At 56.9% G+C, this 14,143-nt stretch carries 7 protein-coding genes; 3 read left to right on the top strand and 4 right to left on the bottom strand.

Features of this window, described 5'->3' with window-relative positions; translation table 11 throughout:
* From VK574_RS11070 to VK574_RS11055, 4 genes are read right to left on the bottom strand one after another with little or no spacing between them, the layout of a single operon-like run.
* On the bottom strand, positions 1-1,083 hold the full coding sequence (locus VK574_RS11070; RefSeq protein WP_472799912.1) for an NHL repeat-containing protein: 1,083 nt from the start codon (positions 1,081-1,083) through the stop codon (positions 1-3).
* Positions 1,080-2,522 carry a c-type cytochrome domain-containing protein gene (locus VK574_RS11065; RefSeq protein ID WP_472799911.1) on the bottom strand — a complete coding sequence of 481 codons (1,443 nt, stop codon included), beginning with the start codon at positions 2,520-2,522 and terminating at the stop codon, positions 1,080-1,082. Before VK574_RS11065 ends, VK574_RS11070 begins: the two co-directional genes overlap by 4 nt.
* Positions 2,519-4,063 carry a DUF1501 domain-containing protein gene (locus tag VK574_RS11060; protein WP_472799910.1) on the bottom strand — a complete coding sequence of 515 codons (1,545 nt, stop codon included), beginning with the start codon at positions 4,061-4,063 and terminating at the stop codon, positions 2,519-2,521. The genes VK574_RS11065 and VK574_RS11060 overlap by 4 nt, the downstream gene beginning before the upstream one ends.
* Before the next feature lie 13 nt (positions 4,064-4,076).
* Complete coding sequence (locus VK574_RS11055) at positions 4,077-7,340, bottom strand: DUF1553 domain-containing protein (RefSeq protein WP_472799909.1); 3,264 nt, start codon at positions 7,338-7,340, stop codon at positions 4,077-4,079.
* 15 nt (positions 7,341-7,355) lie between these two features.
* On the opposite strand from VK574_RS11055, the gene VK574_RS11050 reads away from it, so the two are divergent.
* From VK574_RS11050 to VK574_RS11040, 3 genes are all read left to right on the top strand, one after another.
* Entirely contained in the window at positions 7,356-7,544 is a 189-nt protein-coding gene (locus tag VK574_RS11050; protein WP_472799908.1) for a hypothetical protein, read from the top strand.
* A 1,240-nt stretch (positions 7,545-8,784) separates the two neighbouring features.
* Positions 8,785-12,471 (top strand): TonB-dependent receptor, encoded by a 3,687-nt coding sequence (locus VK574_RS11045; protein WP_472799907.1) that lies wholly within the window; start codon positions 8,785-8,787, stop codon positions 12,469-12,471.
* 175 nt (positions 12,472-12,646) lie between these two features.
* Positions 12,647-14,137, top strand: coding sequence for a sodium:solute symporter (locus tag VK574_RS11040; RefSeq protein ID WP_472799906.1), 1,491 nt, complete (start codon positions 12,647-12,649; stop codon positions 14,135-14,137).
* Positions 14,138-14,143 lie beyond the last annotated feature (6 nt).

Here is a 14,143-nt window from a genome sequence, read left to right as displayed (position 1 = left end):
TCACGCGTTGATCCGAATGAGTTTGGTGACTCGGCCAATCTGGTTCCAGTCGGAAACATATACGTTGGCGTCCCGGTCGATGTGACATCCATGGGCGGCGCTGAATAAGGCAGGTGCAATCTCATTCGGTTGGAGCTGATAGTTGGCCCATTGAGTCTTGTGTGGGTTGTCTCCGAGAAAAGCAACCGGCGCATTGTCTTTGTCGAGGATCGTGACGCGGCCTTCCAATTCCGAAACCACCGCAAAGTCTCCGTGAAAGCTCACCTGACAAGGTCGGCGGAGATGTTGGGTCACGGTTCCCACGAACTTCCCGTCGAAATCCAAATGGCATAGGCGCCGATTTTCGCGATCACACACTAGAAGAAGCGGTTGATCGTACCGTGTGTCAACGGCGAGGCCGTGACAACAGTCGAAGAGGCCGTTCCCTGTGCCTTTGCCGCCCCATTCGCCACGATACTCACCTTTCTTGTCGAAACGGAAGATGCGTGAGTCGCCGTAACCGTTGGCGATGAAGATGTTGCCATCCGGCCCCGGCACCGCGGCGGTGAGGCGCCACTCGTTGGGCGTCTTGAAACCTGCCTGCGGCGGAGCCGTAATCTTCTGCACCACCGTGCCGTCGGTTTTCATTTTGACGAAGAGCCAATTCTCCTTTGGAGTTCCTTTTTGCACGGTTGTGTAGAGGTACTCGTCCGCGCCTTCCTGAGCATGAAAGATTGAATGAACTTCAGGATATTCGGGGGCGATATTATTTTTGAGCACACCCTCGGGTGAGTAGATGAGAATTCCCGTTTCGCTTTGTGTGCTTACATACACCTGGCCGGCGTTGTCCGTGGCGATGGCGCCGTGCGTACCTCCGTATGTGAGGCCCGCAGGCAGGTGTCCCCAACCGGAAGCTACTTCGTAGGACCATTTCCCGTTGCCCGTCTGGATCTTTCCGCTGGTCGGGTTCTCACCGGCCGAGGCTGTCGCGGCTGTTGCGCTAGGGAGAACCAGCGTGGCCAGCGCAGCAACTCCAGTGACGGCACAAAAACTGCGCCTGTCGATGGATTCGGTAACAGCGGGCCAAATCGGTTTCTCATTCATGGATTATTCCTCGCAATGGGTGGGGCCGGTTGCGAATTCGCGGCGGGCTGGGCTGGCGTGTTGTAAAGGTAAAAGTGACGCAGGTTCTTCATCGAACTCAATGGCTGCACGGATTCGTTCGTTACCTGCGTCCCACTCAAATTGAGATAGGTCAGTTGCGAGAGGGATGTCAGCTTTGCCAGGCCATCGCCGGTAATATGGGTCTCTTCAAGATGCAGCGCGCGCAGATGCGAGAACTGCTTCAACGTATCGAAGCTCGCATTCGTAACCGCCGTGCGTCCGAGTTCCGCCTCGACAATGTAGGGAGCGAACTTCTGAAATTGCGCCAGCTGTGCGTCGCCGAAACTTCCGGCGGCGTCAACCGTAAAGAGAACCAATCCGTCCTCGGGTTTGCTCGACACCTGAATCAGCTTCGCGCCTTGCGTCTGTTGCATCTGTCGGATCTCAGGCATCAAGGAGCCGTAGTCTCCGACAGGCTGCAGCGGCAATTCGGGACGTTGGTCGCCGGTCGAGATTCCAGCCAGTGTTGCGGCCGTCGGTGATGCACCCTGCTGAATCCACGCCTTGATCCAAGTGATTTCTTCTGGACGGAGAGGTGGCTTGCCCTCTGCCGGCATGAACTGCTTGTGATCGGGAGGAAGCGTCACGCGCCGTAGCAATTGACTCCGTTCCGGATCACCGGCAATGATGACCGGGCCGTCCTTGCCGCCTCTCATCACGAGGTCAAAGGAGTCGAGACGTAGACCGCCGCTGGTTTTTGCCGCGCCATGGCAGGCGACGCAGTTGGAATCGAAAATCGGATTGATGTGCATGGCGTAGAACGAGGTGGGCGAAGTGGCTGCGCCCAACATGGTCACGCGCTTGAAACTGGCCGGCATGTACGTGGTCAGATAATTACTGCCATACGTGATTGAGCCACCCTGGTCGGCTGTCCATAACAGTAGCGGCATCATGCATACGAGCAATGCGGGATAGAAAATCGGGACACTCCGCTGTAACCAAAAGGGCCGCGCCAAGGTGCACAGGAGCAACCCGATTGTCACGGCGATGCCGCCCGCCATGTGCCGAGTGACCAAGGTGCCCGTATCGCCGCTGCCGTAGGCAAGCAGCATCCCGAGGGTCAGCGCGAGGACGGAGCCGGCGAACGCAAGTGAAAGAACGAAACCGGCCGCCTCGCGGAGCGCGGGACGAAATGCGCCGGCAATCTCAAGAATTGGAACCAGCAACAGGAAGCCAATCGGCAGATGCACCGCAAGAGGATGAAAGCGGCCCAGGAACTGCTGCCAGTCGGCATGCGGCTTGCCATCAAGCTTGATAAGCCAGGGCAGCAAAGCGAGGCCCACACTGAATACCAACGACGCCGCCCACGTCAAACCTGCTGTCCTGCTGTTTGGCAAAAGCTTGTTGGAAACTGCCGCGAGCCGGGGATCAATCTTCACGCAAGCAAGCCCTGTACTACGCTGGCCGGTACCGGTCCAGTCAGCTTTTGATCCAAGCCCTGGAAGTTGTAAGTCAGCTTGTTGTGGTCGATGCCGAGACAGTGCAGAATTGTCGCGTTGAAGTCACGCACCGTAACCGGATCCTTGACCACGTTGTAGCTGTAGTCATCCGTTTCACCATAACTGATACCGGTGCGGACGCCTCCGCCGGTCATCCAGGTGGTGAAACACCGCGGATGATGGTCCCGGCCATAGTTCTCTTTCGATAGGCCGCCCTGGCTATAAACCGTGCGGCCGAATTCGCCAGCCCAGATCACCAGCGTGTCATCCAACATGCCGCGCTGCTTGAGATCGGTGACCAATGCAAAGCATCCGCGGTCCGACTCCTGGCAGGTCATCGGCAAGAGGCCCGCTACGTTGGAGTGCATGTCCCATCCGCGCTTGTACACCTGCGTGAATCGAACGCCGCGTTCGGCCATGCGGCGAGCCAGAAGGCAGTTGTATGCGAAGGTGCCGGGCTCTTTAGCGTCCGGTCCATACAGATCCCAAGTCGACTGAGGTTCCTTGCTCAGATCGGTAAGCTCAGGCACGGATGTCTGCATCCGATACGCCATTTCGTATTGAGCGATGCGAGCGTGGGTTTCAGGATCGCCCAACTCTTCATATGTTTGGCGATTGATCTCGTTTACCGCGTCGAGCATATTGCGGCGCACCTCGCGGTCTACCCCGCTGGGATCTGAGAGATAAAGAACCGGATCGCCCGCAGATCGCAGTCCGACACCCGAGTACTCCGAGGAAAGAAAACCGCTGCTCCAAAGGCGCGACGATACAGGCTGGTTATCTTCTTTCGGATTCAATTTACTCTGCAGCACCATGAATGTAGGAAGATTGTCGTTCATGCTACCCAGCCCGTAAGAAAGCCACGATCCAAGGCATGGCTTGCCCGCGTTCATGTTGCCGGTGTTCATCAGCATGATCGCTGGCTCGTGATTGATGGCCTCGGTGTTTGTCGATTTGATGACCAACAAGTCATCGACGATCCGCCCGGTATAAGGCAGCAAGTCGCTCACCCACGTGCCGGTTTGACCATAGCGCTTGAAACCCCAGCGCGATGGCGCAACAGGGAATCGCGCCTGCCCCGCTGTCATCCCCGTCAACTGCTGCGCGCCTCGCACCGAGTCGGGAATGTCCTTGTCGTAGAGTTCAGTGAGATGCGGCTTGTAATCGAACAGATCGACCTGCGACGGGCCGCCCGACATGAAAAGGTAAATGGCCCGTTTTGCCTTCGGAGCGAAATGGGGCAGCCTCAAATCCGCCAGGGATCCAGACTTGCCGTTGGTCGTCGAATTAGAATCTCCGCGCAAAGTGCGATTCCCCAACAGACTGGCAATCGCGGCCCATCCCAGCACTTTTCCCGTGCGGCCCAGAAAATGCCGGCGGGTCTGAAGCGCGGCCCATTCCCGCTTCAATTCCGAGGAGACGGGGAGATTCATCACGTCATGGTCGTGTTCGGTGTCCGTACAAAGCGGATGCTGTTTCATTCCATCTTCCTCACTACTTTGTTACCGTCTCGTCCAGGTTCAACATTTCGCTCGCGACCATGGTCCACGCCGCCAGTTCCGGCGCGGGGATCGACGCGTCGCTTTTCTTTTCTCCCACATCGATCAACGCATGAGCGGCTTTGGGATCCGCTGCATAGTGTTTCTGCATTTTGGCCAGCGATCCTTCGAGTGCCGCTTCCATGCGCGGAGGAGGATCATGCGCAAGCAGAATCTCGCTCATCAGCTGGATGCGCTTCTCGGGCTTGGCTCCTCCTTCTTTGATCACACGTTCTGCCAACGCGCGTGCCGCCTCAACCCATTGCACATCGTTCATGGTCACGAGCGCCTGTAATGGAGTGTCCGTTCGCTGGCGGCGCGTGCAAACCACATCACGCATCGGTGCGTCAAAGGCGTCCATATCCGGCAGCATGGCCATGCGTTTCAAGTAGGTGTACATACTGCGGCGATAGAGCGCGTCGCCCTTCTGTTGCTCGTATACCAATGTGTCGCTAGCCTGGATGCCCACCTGTTCCCATACGTTTGGTGGTTGATAAGGCTTCACACTCGGGCCACCAATCTTGCTTACCAGCAGACCGCCTGATTGCAGCGCGACATCGCGCAACATCTCCGCATCCATGCGGAAGCGTGGACCATGCGCCAGCAACTGATTCTTTGGATCCTTGGCGAGCTGTTCAGGTGTCGCCTTGGCACTTTGACGGTAAGCAGCGGACATCACCATCAGCTTGTACATGTGCTTGATGTCCCACCCGCTTTCGCGGAACTCGACGGCGAGCCAGTCCAGCAGTTCCGGATTCGATGGTCGCTGCCCGACGATTCCGAAGTCTTCCGTTGACTCCACAAGCCCCGAACCGAAGAGTTCATTCCACATCCTGTTGACGGCTACACGCGCCGTAAGCGGATTCTCAGCACTCACCGTCCACTTCGCCAGCGCCAGCCTGTTGTGCGGTTCGCCCGCTGGCAAAGGCGGCAGATAATGCGGCGTATTCGCTTCGACGCGTTCGGTGCGCGCCGAATACACCCCGCGCGTCAGCACGTTTGCGTAGGCAATCGTGGGCTTCTCCCACGAGACAAGTGTCAGGTCGCCGCCTTCAGAAAGCTTGTCGAGTCTGCCATCCAGTTGAGCAATCTGCGCGACAAACGTCTTTGCGGATTGGTCAATGTTGGTGAAGTAGAAATTGCTGACTGCGTGCAGCTCGTCTGCGTTCCACTTATCGGCAGACCTGGTCGTGATCTCGGCCGTATAGTCCTCGAAGGGAACGCGCCGCACTTCGTCAGATGCGAGCGCGCGCCCATAAAGGCGAATGTCCTGGTAACGCGTCTCGCGCAAGGGATTCGCATCCGGAGAACGCCAACCGAGTTGCATCGGAGCTTGTGTCCGAATCGTCGCCCCTGCGAGAGCATCAACCACGGTCTTCGTTTTTACCGGGGTTCCGTTGACATAGATCGTTACCCCAGAGGCTTTACCAGATCCGTCATACGTGAAGAAGATGTGCCGCCAGTGGCCATCCACAGGCAGAGGCTCTTCCGTGGAAACCTTGATAGCCACAAACGGCGTTGTATCTTCCGGTGGCTTTGGGGTCTTCTTTTCTTTGGGCTTCTCTTCCTTCTTCTCGGGTTCCTTCTTTGCCTTGGGCTTGTTGGGCCCAAGATCCTTCTTCGACAGGTCGGCCGGGGTTGGAAACTGGAAGACTTCCTTAAGCGGCTTTGCCTCGGGCTTCTTGATCTTGTCGATTGTATGGACCTTCAAATCTTTGGAGCCCTGATTCACCAGCTCAACGCTGATGATCCCCTTCTCGGCTACGAGGTCCCATCCCCGGTTGTGCTGCTTCGCATCCATCTTCGACAGCAGCGAGCCCGTTGCGTTGTCGAGGCCGTAGTTGGGCGCGGAACGCACCATGAACCATCCGCCAGAGGAGAATGCCTGGTTCGCTTCGTAATCGCCCGTTTGCCCCAGCAGGATGTGAGAACTGATCTCCATGCGGAAATCAGGCCACAACCAGGTCGTTTCACCCCACTGCGGCTTCGACTTGCCGATCGGAAAGCTGGCGACCAGCGCATGTGGCGCGCTGTTGTGCAACACATCGCCGCCGCCTTCATCCAGGCGCAGTCTCAGCACCAGCTTCTCAGCGGAAACGCCCTGCGGCAGGCTCTTGCGCGAAGCCAGCCAACGCTCGATCAGTGTTCGCTCTTCCAGGTGCAGAGACCGCAGTTTCTGGGCAAGATCGGATCTCTCGGCCCACACGCGGTTGTATTCGCTTTCATTCTGCGTTTTGGGGATTCGCGTAACCGGGACCCACACCGGCCTGTCGTCATTGAAGGGCTTCTCTTCAAGATTGTTGAAGAAGGCACTCAGCGAATAGAAATCCTTCTGCGAGGTCGGATCGTACTTATGATCGTGGCACACGGCACAACCCACCGTCAGGCCCATGAATGCTGCGCCGTAGGCCTCAGTGCGTTCACGCGCGATGTTCACGCGCAGTTCCTCGGGAATCGTGCCACCTTCGTTGCTACTCACGCCCAGCCGCACATAACCGCTCGCAATCAACGGATCAAGGTTCTTCGCCGGCATCAGGTCGCCGGCAATCTGCTCCATGGCAAATTGATCGAAGGGCTTGTTGCTGTTGAAGGAGCGGATAAGATAGTCGCGAAACGGCCAGATATCACGACTGTTGTCGAAATGCAATCCGTACGTATCGGCGTAACGCGCATAGTCCAGCCAATAGCGCGCTCGCTCTTCGCCAAAGGCGGGCTTCGCCAGCAAGCGATCGACTAGATGCTCATACGCCTGCGGCGACTGATCGTTGACGAACGCGCGCACCTCGGCAGGCGTTGGCAACAGGCCTGTCAGGTCCAGTGTCACGCGCCGGATCAGTGTCTCCTTGTCCGCCTCAGGCGAGGGATGCAAACCATCCTTTTTCAGGCGCGCCAGGACGAACGCATCAATCGGCGTTTTCACCAATCCATCGCCGGGTGCAAGCGCGGGTAGCTGCGGCCGGACCGGCTTGCTGAATGCCCAGTGCGGTCGATACACCGCGCCTTCCTTGATCCACTCTTTGAGCGTGGCAATGTCCGCGGCCTTCATTGGTTTGGCGTCGCCCTGGGGCGATTTCGGCATGAGGTAGTGCGGATCTTTCGACTCGATGCGCTTGATCAGTTCGCTCTTCTCGGGGTGGTTGGGCACAATCGCGTCCGGATGCCCTGGCCGCTTTTGGAATGCCGATTCGCCCAGGTCCAGCCTCAGTCCCGCCTTCCGCATCTCGGGATCGGGCCCATGACAACTGAAGCAATTGCTGGCCAGTATCGGCTGCACATCCTGATTGAAATCAATCTGACGCCCGCCCTGATCACCGGTCCCGGTCACCTGCCGGCTGTGACAGCCGGCCACAAGGATTGCGCCCAAAAGGCACAAAGAGACAGCCAACGCAGCATGAGCCGGTTTTGTTCGAACTATCCCTTTTGAATTGGCAGGGGCTGGGCAGATTGTCGCCAATTGGTTCCACTCCTCGGATGCGCGTTCAAATGCTAAGCTGCTCCTCCAAGGACCATGATGGTACCACCCGCTCATGTTCTTTGGCATCAAGAATGGAGGGTGGTGATTACCACTTCCGACACCCTTTGTGGGATCAGTGGAAACTCGACAAGATCAGTCGCTTCTCGGCCCTTGATTGACGACCACGCACCCAGGCCGCAGCGCAGTCGAAGGGTACTGGCGAGGCGGGTTAACGCGCTTCAACGCATGTGCAACAGGGACCAAGCGAGATAAACGCCAATTCCCAGGTCAAGCAGGCACAACAGAGCAGCGCTCGGAAACTCACCTCCCGGAAGATTGTGAGTGCTCGTCGGGGTAGTTATCGTGAATCCCGAGTTCTTCGGATAGAACAATAGGAACGCACCACAGGTTGCGATGCAAGCCAAGTTCGCGAATATGCACCCAATCAACGTTCTACCCATGCTTCTCCTCCCCGAATTGCCGAGCGATCAGTCTTCGCGATAACAAAAATCGTATCCGATGCCAACGGCCTTGCGGGCAAAACTCGAAAACGGGGTTCGGTACACGTCGCTGCTCTTTCACGTGAGTCCGTGTATCCGATTGCATACCTGCTGGCATGCATCGCATTGGCACGTAGCCAGCTTACATTCCATCGAGACGGACAGCAGCAGTGAATCCGTGGAGTCGCTGCGAGCGGATTAGCGGTGCGCTTGCGAACTGTTGTAGTGGTCTTTCAGCCCGTCCGGCGTGTGCGAGAGGGCCATTAATCTCTCATTGACATTTCACGCGGGACGAGATATTTTGTCATCCAGTCATCTATATGACTGGATCACTCCGGGATGTTTCCCCACTCCTGCAAGCGGAGTTTCCTTTTGTCGGTTGATCTGATTTGGCCGTAGCGCTGAAGCATCTCTGCAAGAACGATTGTTTGCCATCATCTCGCATCTGCGCACTCCACCGGTGCGCATAGGTAGACTTCGTCGACTGGCGGGAAGTGCTCCCCGAGCATTGCCTGCTCCGGATCGACTTAACGTTTTTCTTCTGCTGTTTTTCAAAGTTTCGACGCAGCTCGGAGTCCGGCAGTCCTCGGCATGACTTTTCTCTTCCGAGCGGATTCTGTGGCGCGTTGGTTGAGAAGGTCACATTGAGGCAGCTGTCGCGATTTCAATCGCGCGAAGAAGCACTGAATCCAAGGAGGCAAGAGACCAGAATGTTCCAGAGACTTGCGAAAAGTTTTGTCCTGCTGGCCGCATCGGTCATGGCGTTTACCGGAGTCAACGCCGCTGCGCAAAGCGCCGTATCCGGCAGTATCAGTGGAACGGTATCAGACCCGAGTGGTGCGGTTATTCAAAAGGCCACAGTCACAATCACGAATACGGACCGCGGTGAGGACATCCGTACCCTGAGCACCAACACCGCGGGTTTCTACACTGCAGGGTCTCTTCCTCTTGGCACCTACACGGTGAAAGTCGCTGCGCAGGGATTCAAAACCGACGCTGTCACGGGATTGCTTCTCCATGCCAACGATACATTGACCGTGAATCGGACTTTGACAGCCGGTGGGACGAGTGAGACGGTGACAGTGACTGCGGCCGAGGCACAGGTAAATCTGGAGAATGCATCCTCAGAAGGCCTGATCAATAGCGAGCAACTCAGTGAGATGCCGCTGGTGACGCGGAACTATGAAGTCCTCATGAACCTGCAGCCCGGCGTCACCTTCGGCGGCAGCACCGACGATCTCACCCGTGGTCCCGCAGGCCTGAGTGGGTCTTCCAGCACTGTGGCCTTCTCCGTCAACGGCGGCCGCACGACCTCCAATGGCTGGACAATCGACGGCGCGGACAACCTGGATCGCGGTGCAAACTTGACACTGTATAACTACCCGAGCCCGGATGCAATCGCCGAGTTCAAGACTTTGCGCGGCCAATACAGCGCGCAGTTCGGCCGCAATGCCTCGGGACAAATCGATGTGGTCACGAAATCCGGCAGCAACTCAATCCACGGCAGCGCCTACGAGTTCCTTCGCAACGATTATTTCGATGCCAATGGATACGCGAATGATTTTCTTGGAGCCCACATCGCACCCTATCGTTACAACGACTTTGGTTTCTCGTTAGGCGGCCCAGTTTATCTTCCAAAGATCTACCACGGCAAGGACAAGACGTTCTTCTTTGTCTCGGAAGAGTGGCAACGCATTATCCAGACACTGTCGCAAGCGTCTGCCATCGTACCCCAGGCTTCGGAACGCCAGGGAGATTTCTCGCAATCGGGTGAGAAGATCAACGGTACCTGGACCACAGGCCCAGTAAGCGTGTGTACTGCTTACACGACCGACCCAACAACGCAGGTCAACACTTGCACTGCCACCGGAACGCAGGTGAGCAACCTCTCTCCGACTGCCGAGGCGTACCTGAAGGATGTGTACAGCAAAGTCCCAGTTCCGGACGAAAGCTTCGACATCGCTCACGGCTTCGATCCGCACACGATCTTTACGAATTTCAAGGACACCTTCAACAATCTTGACTCTGTGGTGCGCATGGATCAACAGTTCGGTCAAAAAGCGAGCGTCTTTTACCGTTACATGCACGACACGTTTCCTGAGGTTCTCCCTCAGGGCCAGTTCACCACCGTCTTCATCGCCGGGGCGAACACGACCACCGTTGTCAATCCCGGAACTCAGCATCTTGCACATGGAACCTATGTTTTCAGTCCAACCCTGTTGATGAACGTCGGTTATGCATACTCAAACGGCAATATTGTCAGCACTCCGTCGGGGTTCCTTGCTTCCTCGCAGTCGCCTGACATCCAGTCTCAGCTTCCATACACGAATACAGTGGGACTCGTTCCAACGCTCTCGGTGAGTGGCATGACCACCCTGAACGGCAGCGTCGCTTACACAGACCACGGCACCAACCATCAGATCTTTGGAGACATTACCAAGACCCTGCACACGCACACACTAATCGCCGGTTTTTCCTACAACCACTACCAGAAACTCGAGAACAACACGACCGGCACGCAGGGCTCCTTCGCTTTCTCCAACGATTCAGCATTTGGCAATGTTCCGGTGAACAGCAATGCGGGCGCGGGAGAGGCACAGGCTTTCGCCAATCTTCTTACCGGCAACGCCAACGGCGGATTTAGCCAGCTCTCGAAGGACCCGGTTACCGATGTCAAGGCTGCTTTGTATGAGGGATTCCTTCAGGACAACTGGAGGACAACCCCGCGGCTCACGCTCAATCTCGGCGTTCGCTACGCCTACTACGGTCAGCCATGGGATGCGCACGGCCTGCTGAGCAATTTTGATCCTTCGAAGTACAGCGCCTCAGCGGCGCCGACAATCGCAACGACGGGCCTGATCTGTTTCACCGGAACCTGCAGCCAGACCGGCAGCAACGCGGGTCAGTCTACGGCGCCGAACCCATCCGCGGATTACTCCGGCATCAACTACATCAACGGCATGATCTTCAATGGCCCGAACGGTAACAACAACAATCAGGCTTCTCCCTTCGGAAACAAGGTCGGATCCGCACAGAAGACCAACTACGCGCCGCGCTTCGGATTTGCCCTCGATGTCTTCGGCAATGGAAGAACTGCATTGCGCGGCGGCTATGGCTGGGCCTTCGACGACGCCGAAGTCAGTTACTACGAAACGACGGTCTTCAATAATCCGCCGGCGGTTGCCACCTACTCCGTGAGTCAGACATCCTTCGATAGTCCGGCTGGCGGTGCACTTACAGCGCTCTCGACAAGTCCGGGCAGAGTCCAGGCCGTGCCGACCAACTACAAGACGCCGTATGTGCAGCAGTTCTCGCTCGACCTGCAGCAGCAGATTACTCCCACGTTCATGTTCGACCTTGGCTATTTCGGCGATCACGGCACCCACCTCCTTGGCGCGTTGGAAATGAACCAACCTGCGCCCGGCGCATGGGTTGGGAAGGTGCAGCCGAAGAACTCAGGCAGCGCCTGCATCGATCCGGATACGGGACAGCAGTCTTTTCTGAATTCAACCTGCGACCGAGTCCTGAACCAGATAAAGCCCTACCTTGGCTACTTCGCGATTGATGCGCTGCGAACCATCTTCAGCTCGAACTACAATTCGCTCCAGGCAAAGATCACAAAGCGCTTCTCAGGCAAAACGTATATCGACGCGAATTACACATGGTCGCGCGACCTGACGAATGCGCAGGCGGATTACTCGGGCTTCATCCAGAACATCTACAACATCAACGGCGACTACGGTCGTGCAGCCGTTGACCGCACCAGTGTCCTCAACATTGATGGCGTATTCGAAGAACCATTCTTCCGCGATCAAAGAGCGCTGAAGGGGCGCCTTCTGGGCGGTTGGGAACTATCCGCGATCTATGCAGTGAACTCGGGCCTGCCGCTGACACCATCGGCAAGCAGCGCCTTCTCACCGTCCTACAATTTGCCCGGCAATGTGCCAAGTGTTTACAACGGACGAACCAACACGGGTTACGAAACGGACAACGCCGGCCTCAGTCTTCTCGGCAATACCAATGCAGGGCTTCGTCCAAACCAGATCGGCGACCCGAACAGCGGGCACGGAGTCAAGATCCACAACAAAGGCTACAACCAGCTATGGTTCTATACTGGTGCCTTCGCTGCACCCGACCCTTCCAGCCCCGTTCCCGGAACCGCCAGGCGTGGAACCATCAACGGGCCCGGCTTCAACCGCCTTGATCTTGGCGTCTTCCGCAACTTCCGCATCTACGAACGCCTGAACTTCCAGTTCCGCGCGGAAGCATTCAATGCCGCCAACCACACAAACGTCAACGCAGTCACCACCAGCATCGGTTCCTCGACAACTTTCGGTGAAGTTACAGGCTACCGTGATGCACGTATTATGCAGTTTGCGGGCAAGTTCACGTTCTAGCTCCAACAGCACTCCATTGCGTCCGGCCGGCTCGCTCCAGGACTGAGCTGGCCGGACGCGGAGATTCACGAAGTCTTCAAACTGCGTGCCAGATCGATCGCATGTAATTCTGCACACGCTTTCGCACCAAGTTAAAGCGATGCGCTATTGTTCCAGGAAGAAGCGGAAAGTATTCATGGGACTCAACACGCTGGATCTGGGCATAATTGCCGTCTACATGGCGGGAGTGACGCTCTTTGGTTTGCGCTTTCGTAACGGCCAGCAGACTATCAAAGGATACTTCCTTGCTGACAATGCCATTCCCTGGTGGGCAATATCTCTCTCCATCGTGGCTGCGGAGACGAGCACCCTTACGGTCATCAGCGTGCCGGGACTGGCCTACGATGGAAACTTCAGCTTCCTGCAACTCGTCATCGGCTATGTGATCGGACGCGTTCTGGTCAGCTTCCTTTTCATCCCTCATTACTTCCGGGGAAGTCTTGTTACTGCCTATCAATTGATGGAACGACGCTTTGGCCAGAAGTTGCGCACGCTCACGGCTGGCATATTTCTTGTCACCCGTGCTGCGGCAGAAGGAGTGCGAATTTTTGCAGTCGCGATTGTTGTGCGGATTGCCCTGGCGGGGATGCTCGGAGGTTTGAGCAGTTTCCAGCGCGACCTCTCTGCGATTGCGGTGGTCACGGCGCTAACTCTCGTCTACACCTTCAAAGGGGGGCTCCGTGCAGCGATCTGGACAGATGTCCTGCAGCAGACAGTCTACGTCGCGGGCACCATCATCGCGCTCTTCACGATCCTGCATCTTGTCCCCGGCGGATGGAGCACCGTGCATACAGTCGCGGGGAATGCAGGCAAATTTCGCATCCTGGATCTCTCGTGGAATCCAACGACGAAATACACACTTTGGTCCGGCCTGATCGGCGGAACGTTTCTGACCATGGCAAGCCACGGAACCGACCAGTTGATCGTGCAGCGCCTGCTTTCGGCACGCAGCGAACGACAGTCGAAGGCCGCCTTAATCATGAGTGGCGTGGCAATCCTGGCCCAGTTCTCATTATTTCTGCTGATCGGCGCCATGCTGTTCGTCTACTATCGCGTCTTTCCGCCAGCTTCGGCATTCACGCGTTCTGATACAGTCTTCCCGGAATTCGTCGTAGCGCACATGCCGCACGGAGTGAGTGGGTTGCTGATTGCGGCCATTCTCGCAGCCGCTATGTCAAACCTGAGTGCGGCGCTCAATTCGTTGTCATCCACGACTATCGTCGATTTCTATGCGCGCTTCCGACCGCAATCGAGCGAACGGCGCCGGATGCAGCTTTCACGAATGGCCATGGTGGGCTGGGGAGTGATTCTGTTTGTGCTTGCTCTGATCGCTCGGCACGGTGGGCGCGTCATCGAAGTGGGTTTGACCATTGCGTCTGTTGCATACGGTGGGCTTCTTGGGGTGTTTTTGCTGGGCGTCCTCACGCGCGGTGCATCGGAGCGTGGTGCAATGGTTGGCATGATCTGTGGTCTGGCACTGAATCTCTATCTCTGGTTGTTCACGCAAGTCTCCTTCACTTGGTACGTCGTCCTGGGCAGCATTGTTACTTTTGTTGTGGGATATGCCGCAAGCTGGCCGGTCCGGCTTCCGGAGCCCGCCTTGGTGAGGAATGGAAATGCAGATTAGTGAGTT

The sequence above is a fragment of the Occallatibacter sp. genome (assembly GCF_035317045.1).
GTDB lineage: Bacteria > Acidobacteriota > Terriglobia > Terriglobales > Acidobacteriaceae > Telmatobacter.
Note: the sequence above shows the minus strand (reverse complement) of the source record. Positions and strands in the feature narration are given on the sequence as shown.

Bases quoted from the DNA above. Each gene is read 5' to 3' on its own strand.
- VK574_RS11060 (WP_472799910.1), bottom strand. From the start codon at position 4,063: ATGAAACAGCATCCGCTTTGTACGGACACCGAACACGACCATGACGTG.
- VK574_RS11050 (WP_472799908.1), top strand. From the start codon at position 7,356: ATGACAACTGAAGCAATTGCTGGCCAGTATCGGCTGCACATCCTGATT.
- VK574_RS11040 (WP_472799906.1), top strand. From the start codon at position 12,647: ATGGGACTCAACACGCTGGATCTGGGCATAATTGCCGTCTACATGGCG.
- VK574_RS11055 (WP_472799909.1), bottom strand. From the start codon at position 7,340: ATGCGGAAGGCGGGACTGAGGCTGGACCTGGGCGAATCGGCATTCCAA.
- VK574_RS11070 (WP_472799912.1), bottom strand. From the start codon at position 1,083: ATGAATGAGAAACCGATTTGGCCCGCTGTTACCGAATCCATCGACAGG.
- VK574_RS11045 (WP_472799907.1), top strand. From the start codon at position 8,785: ATGTTCCAGAGACTTGCGAAAAGTTTTGTCCTGCTGGCCGCATCGGTC.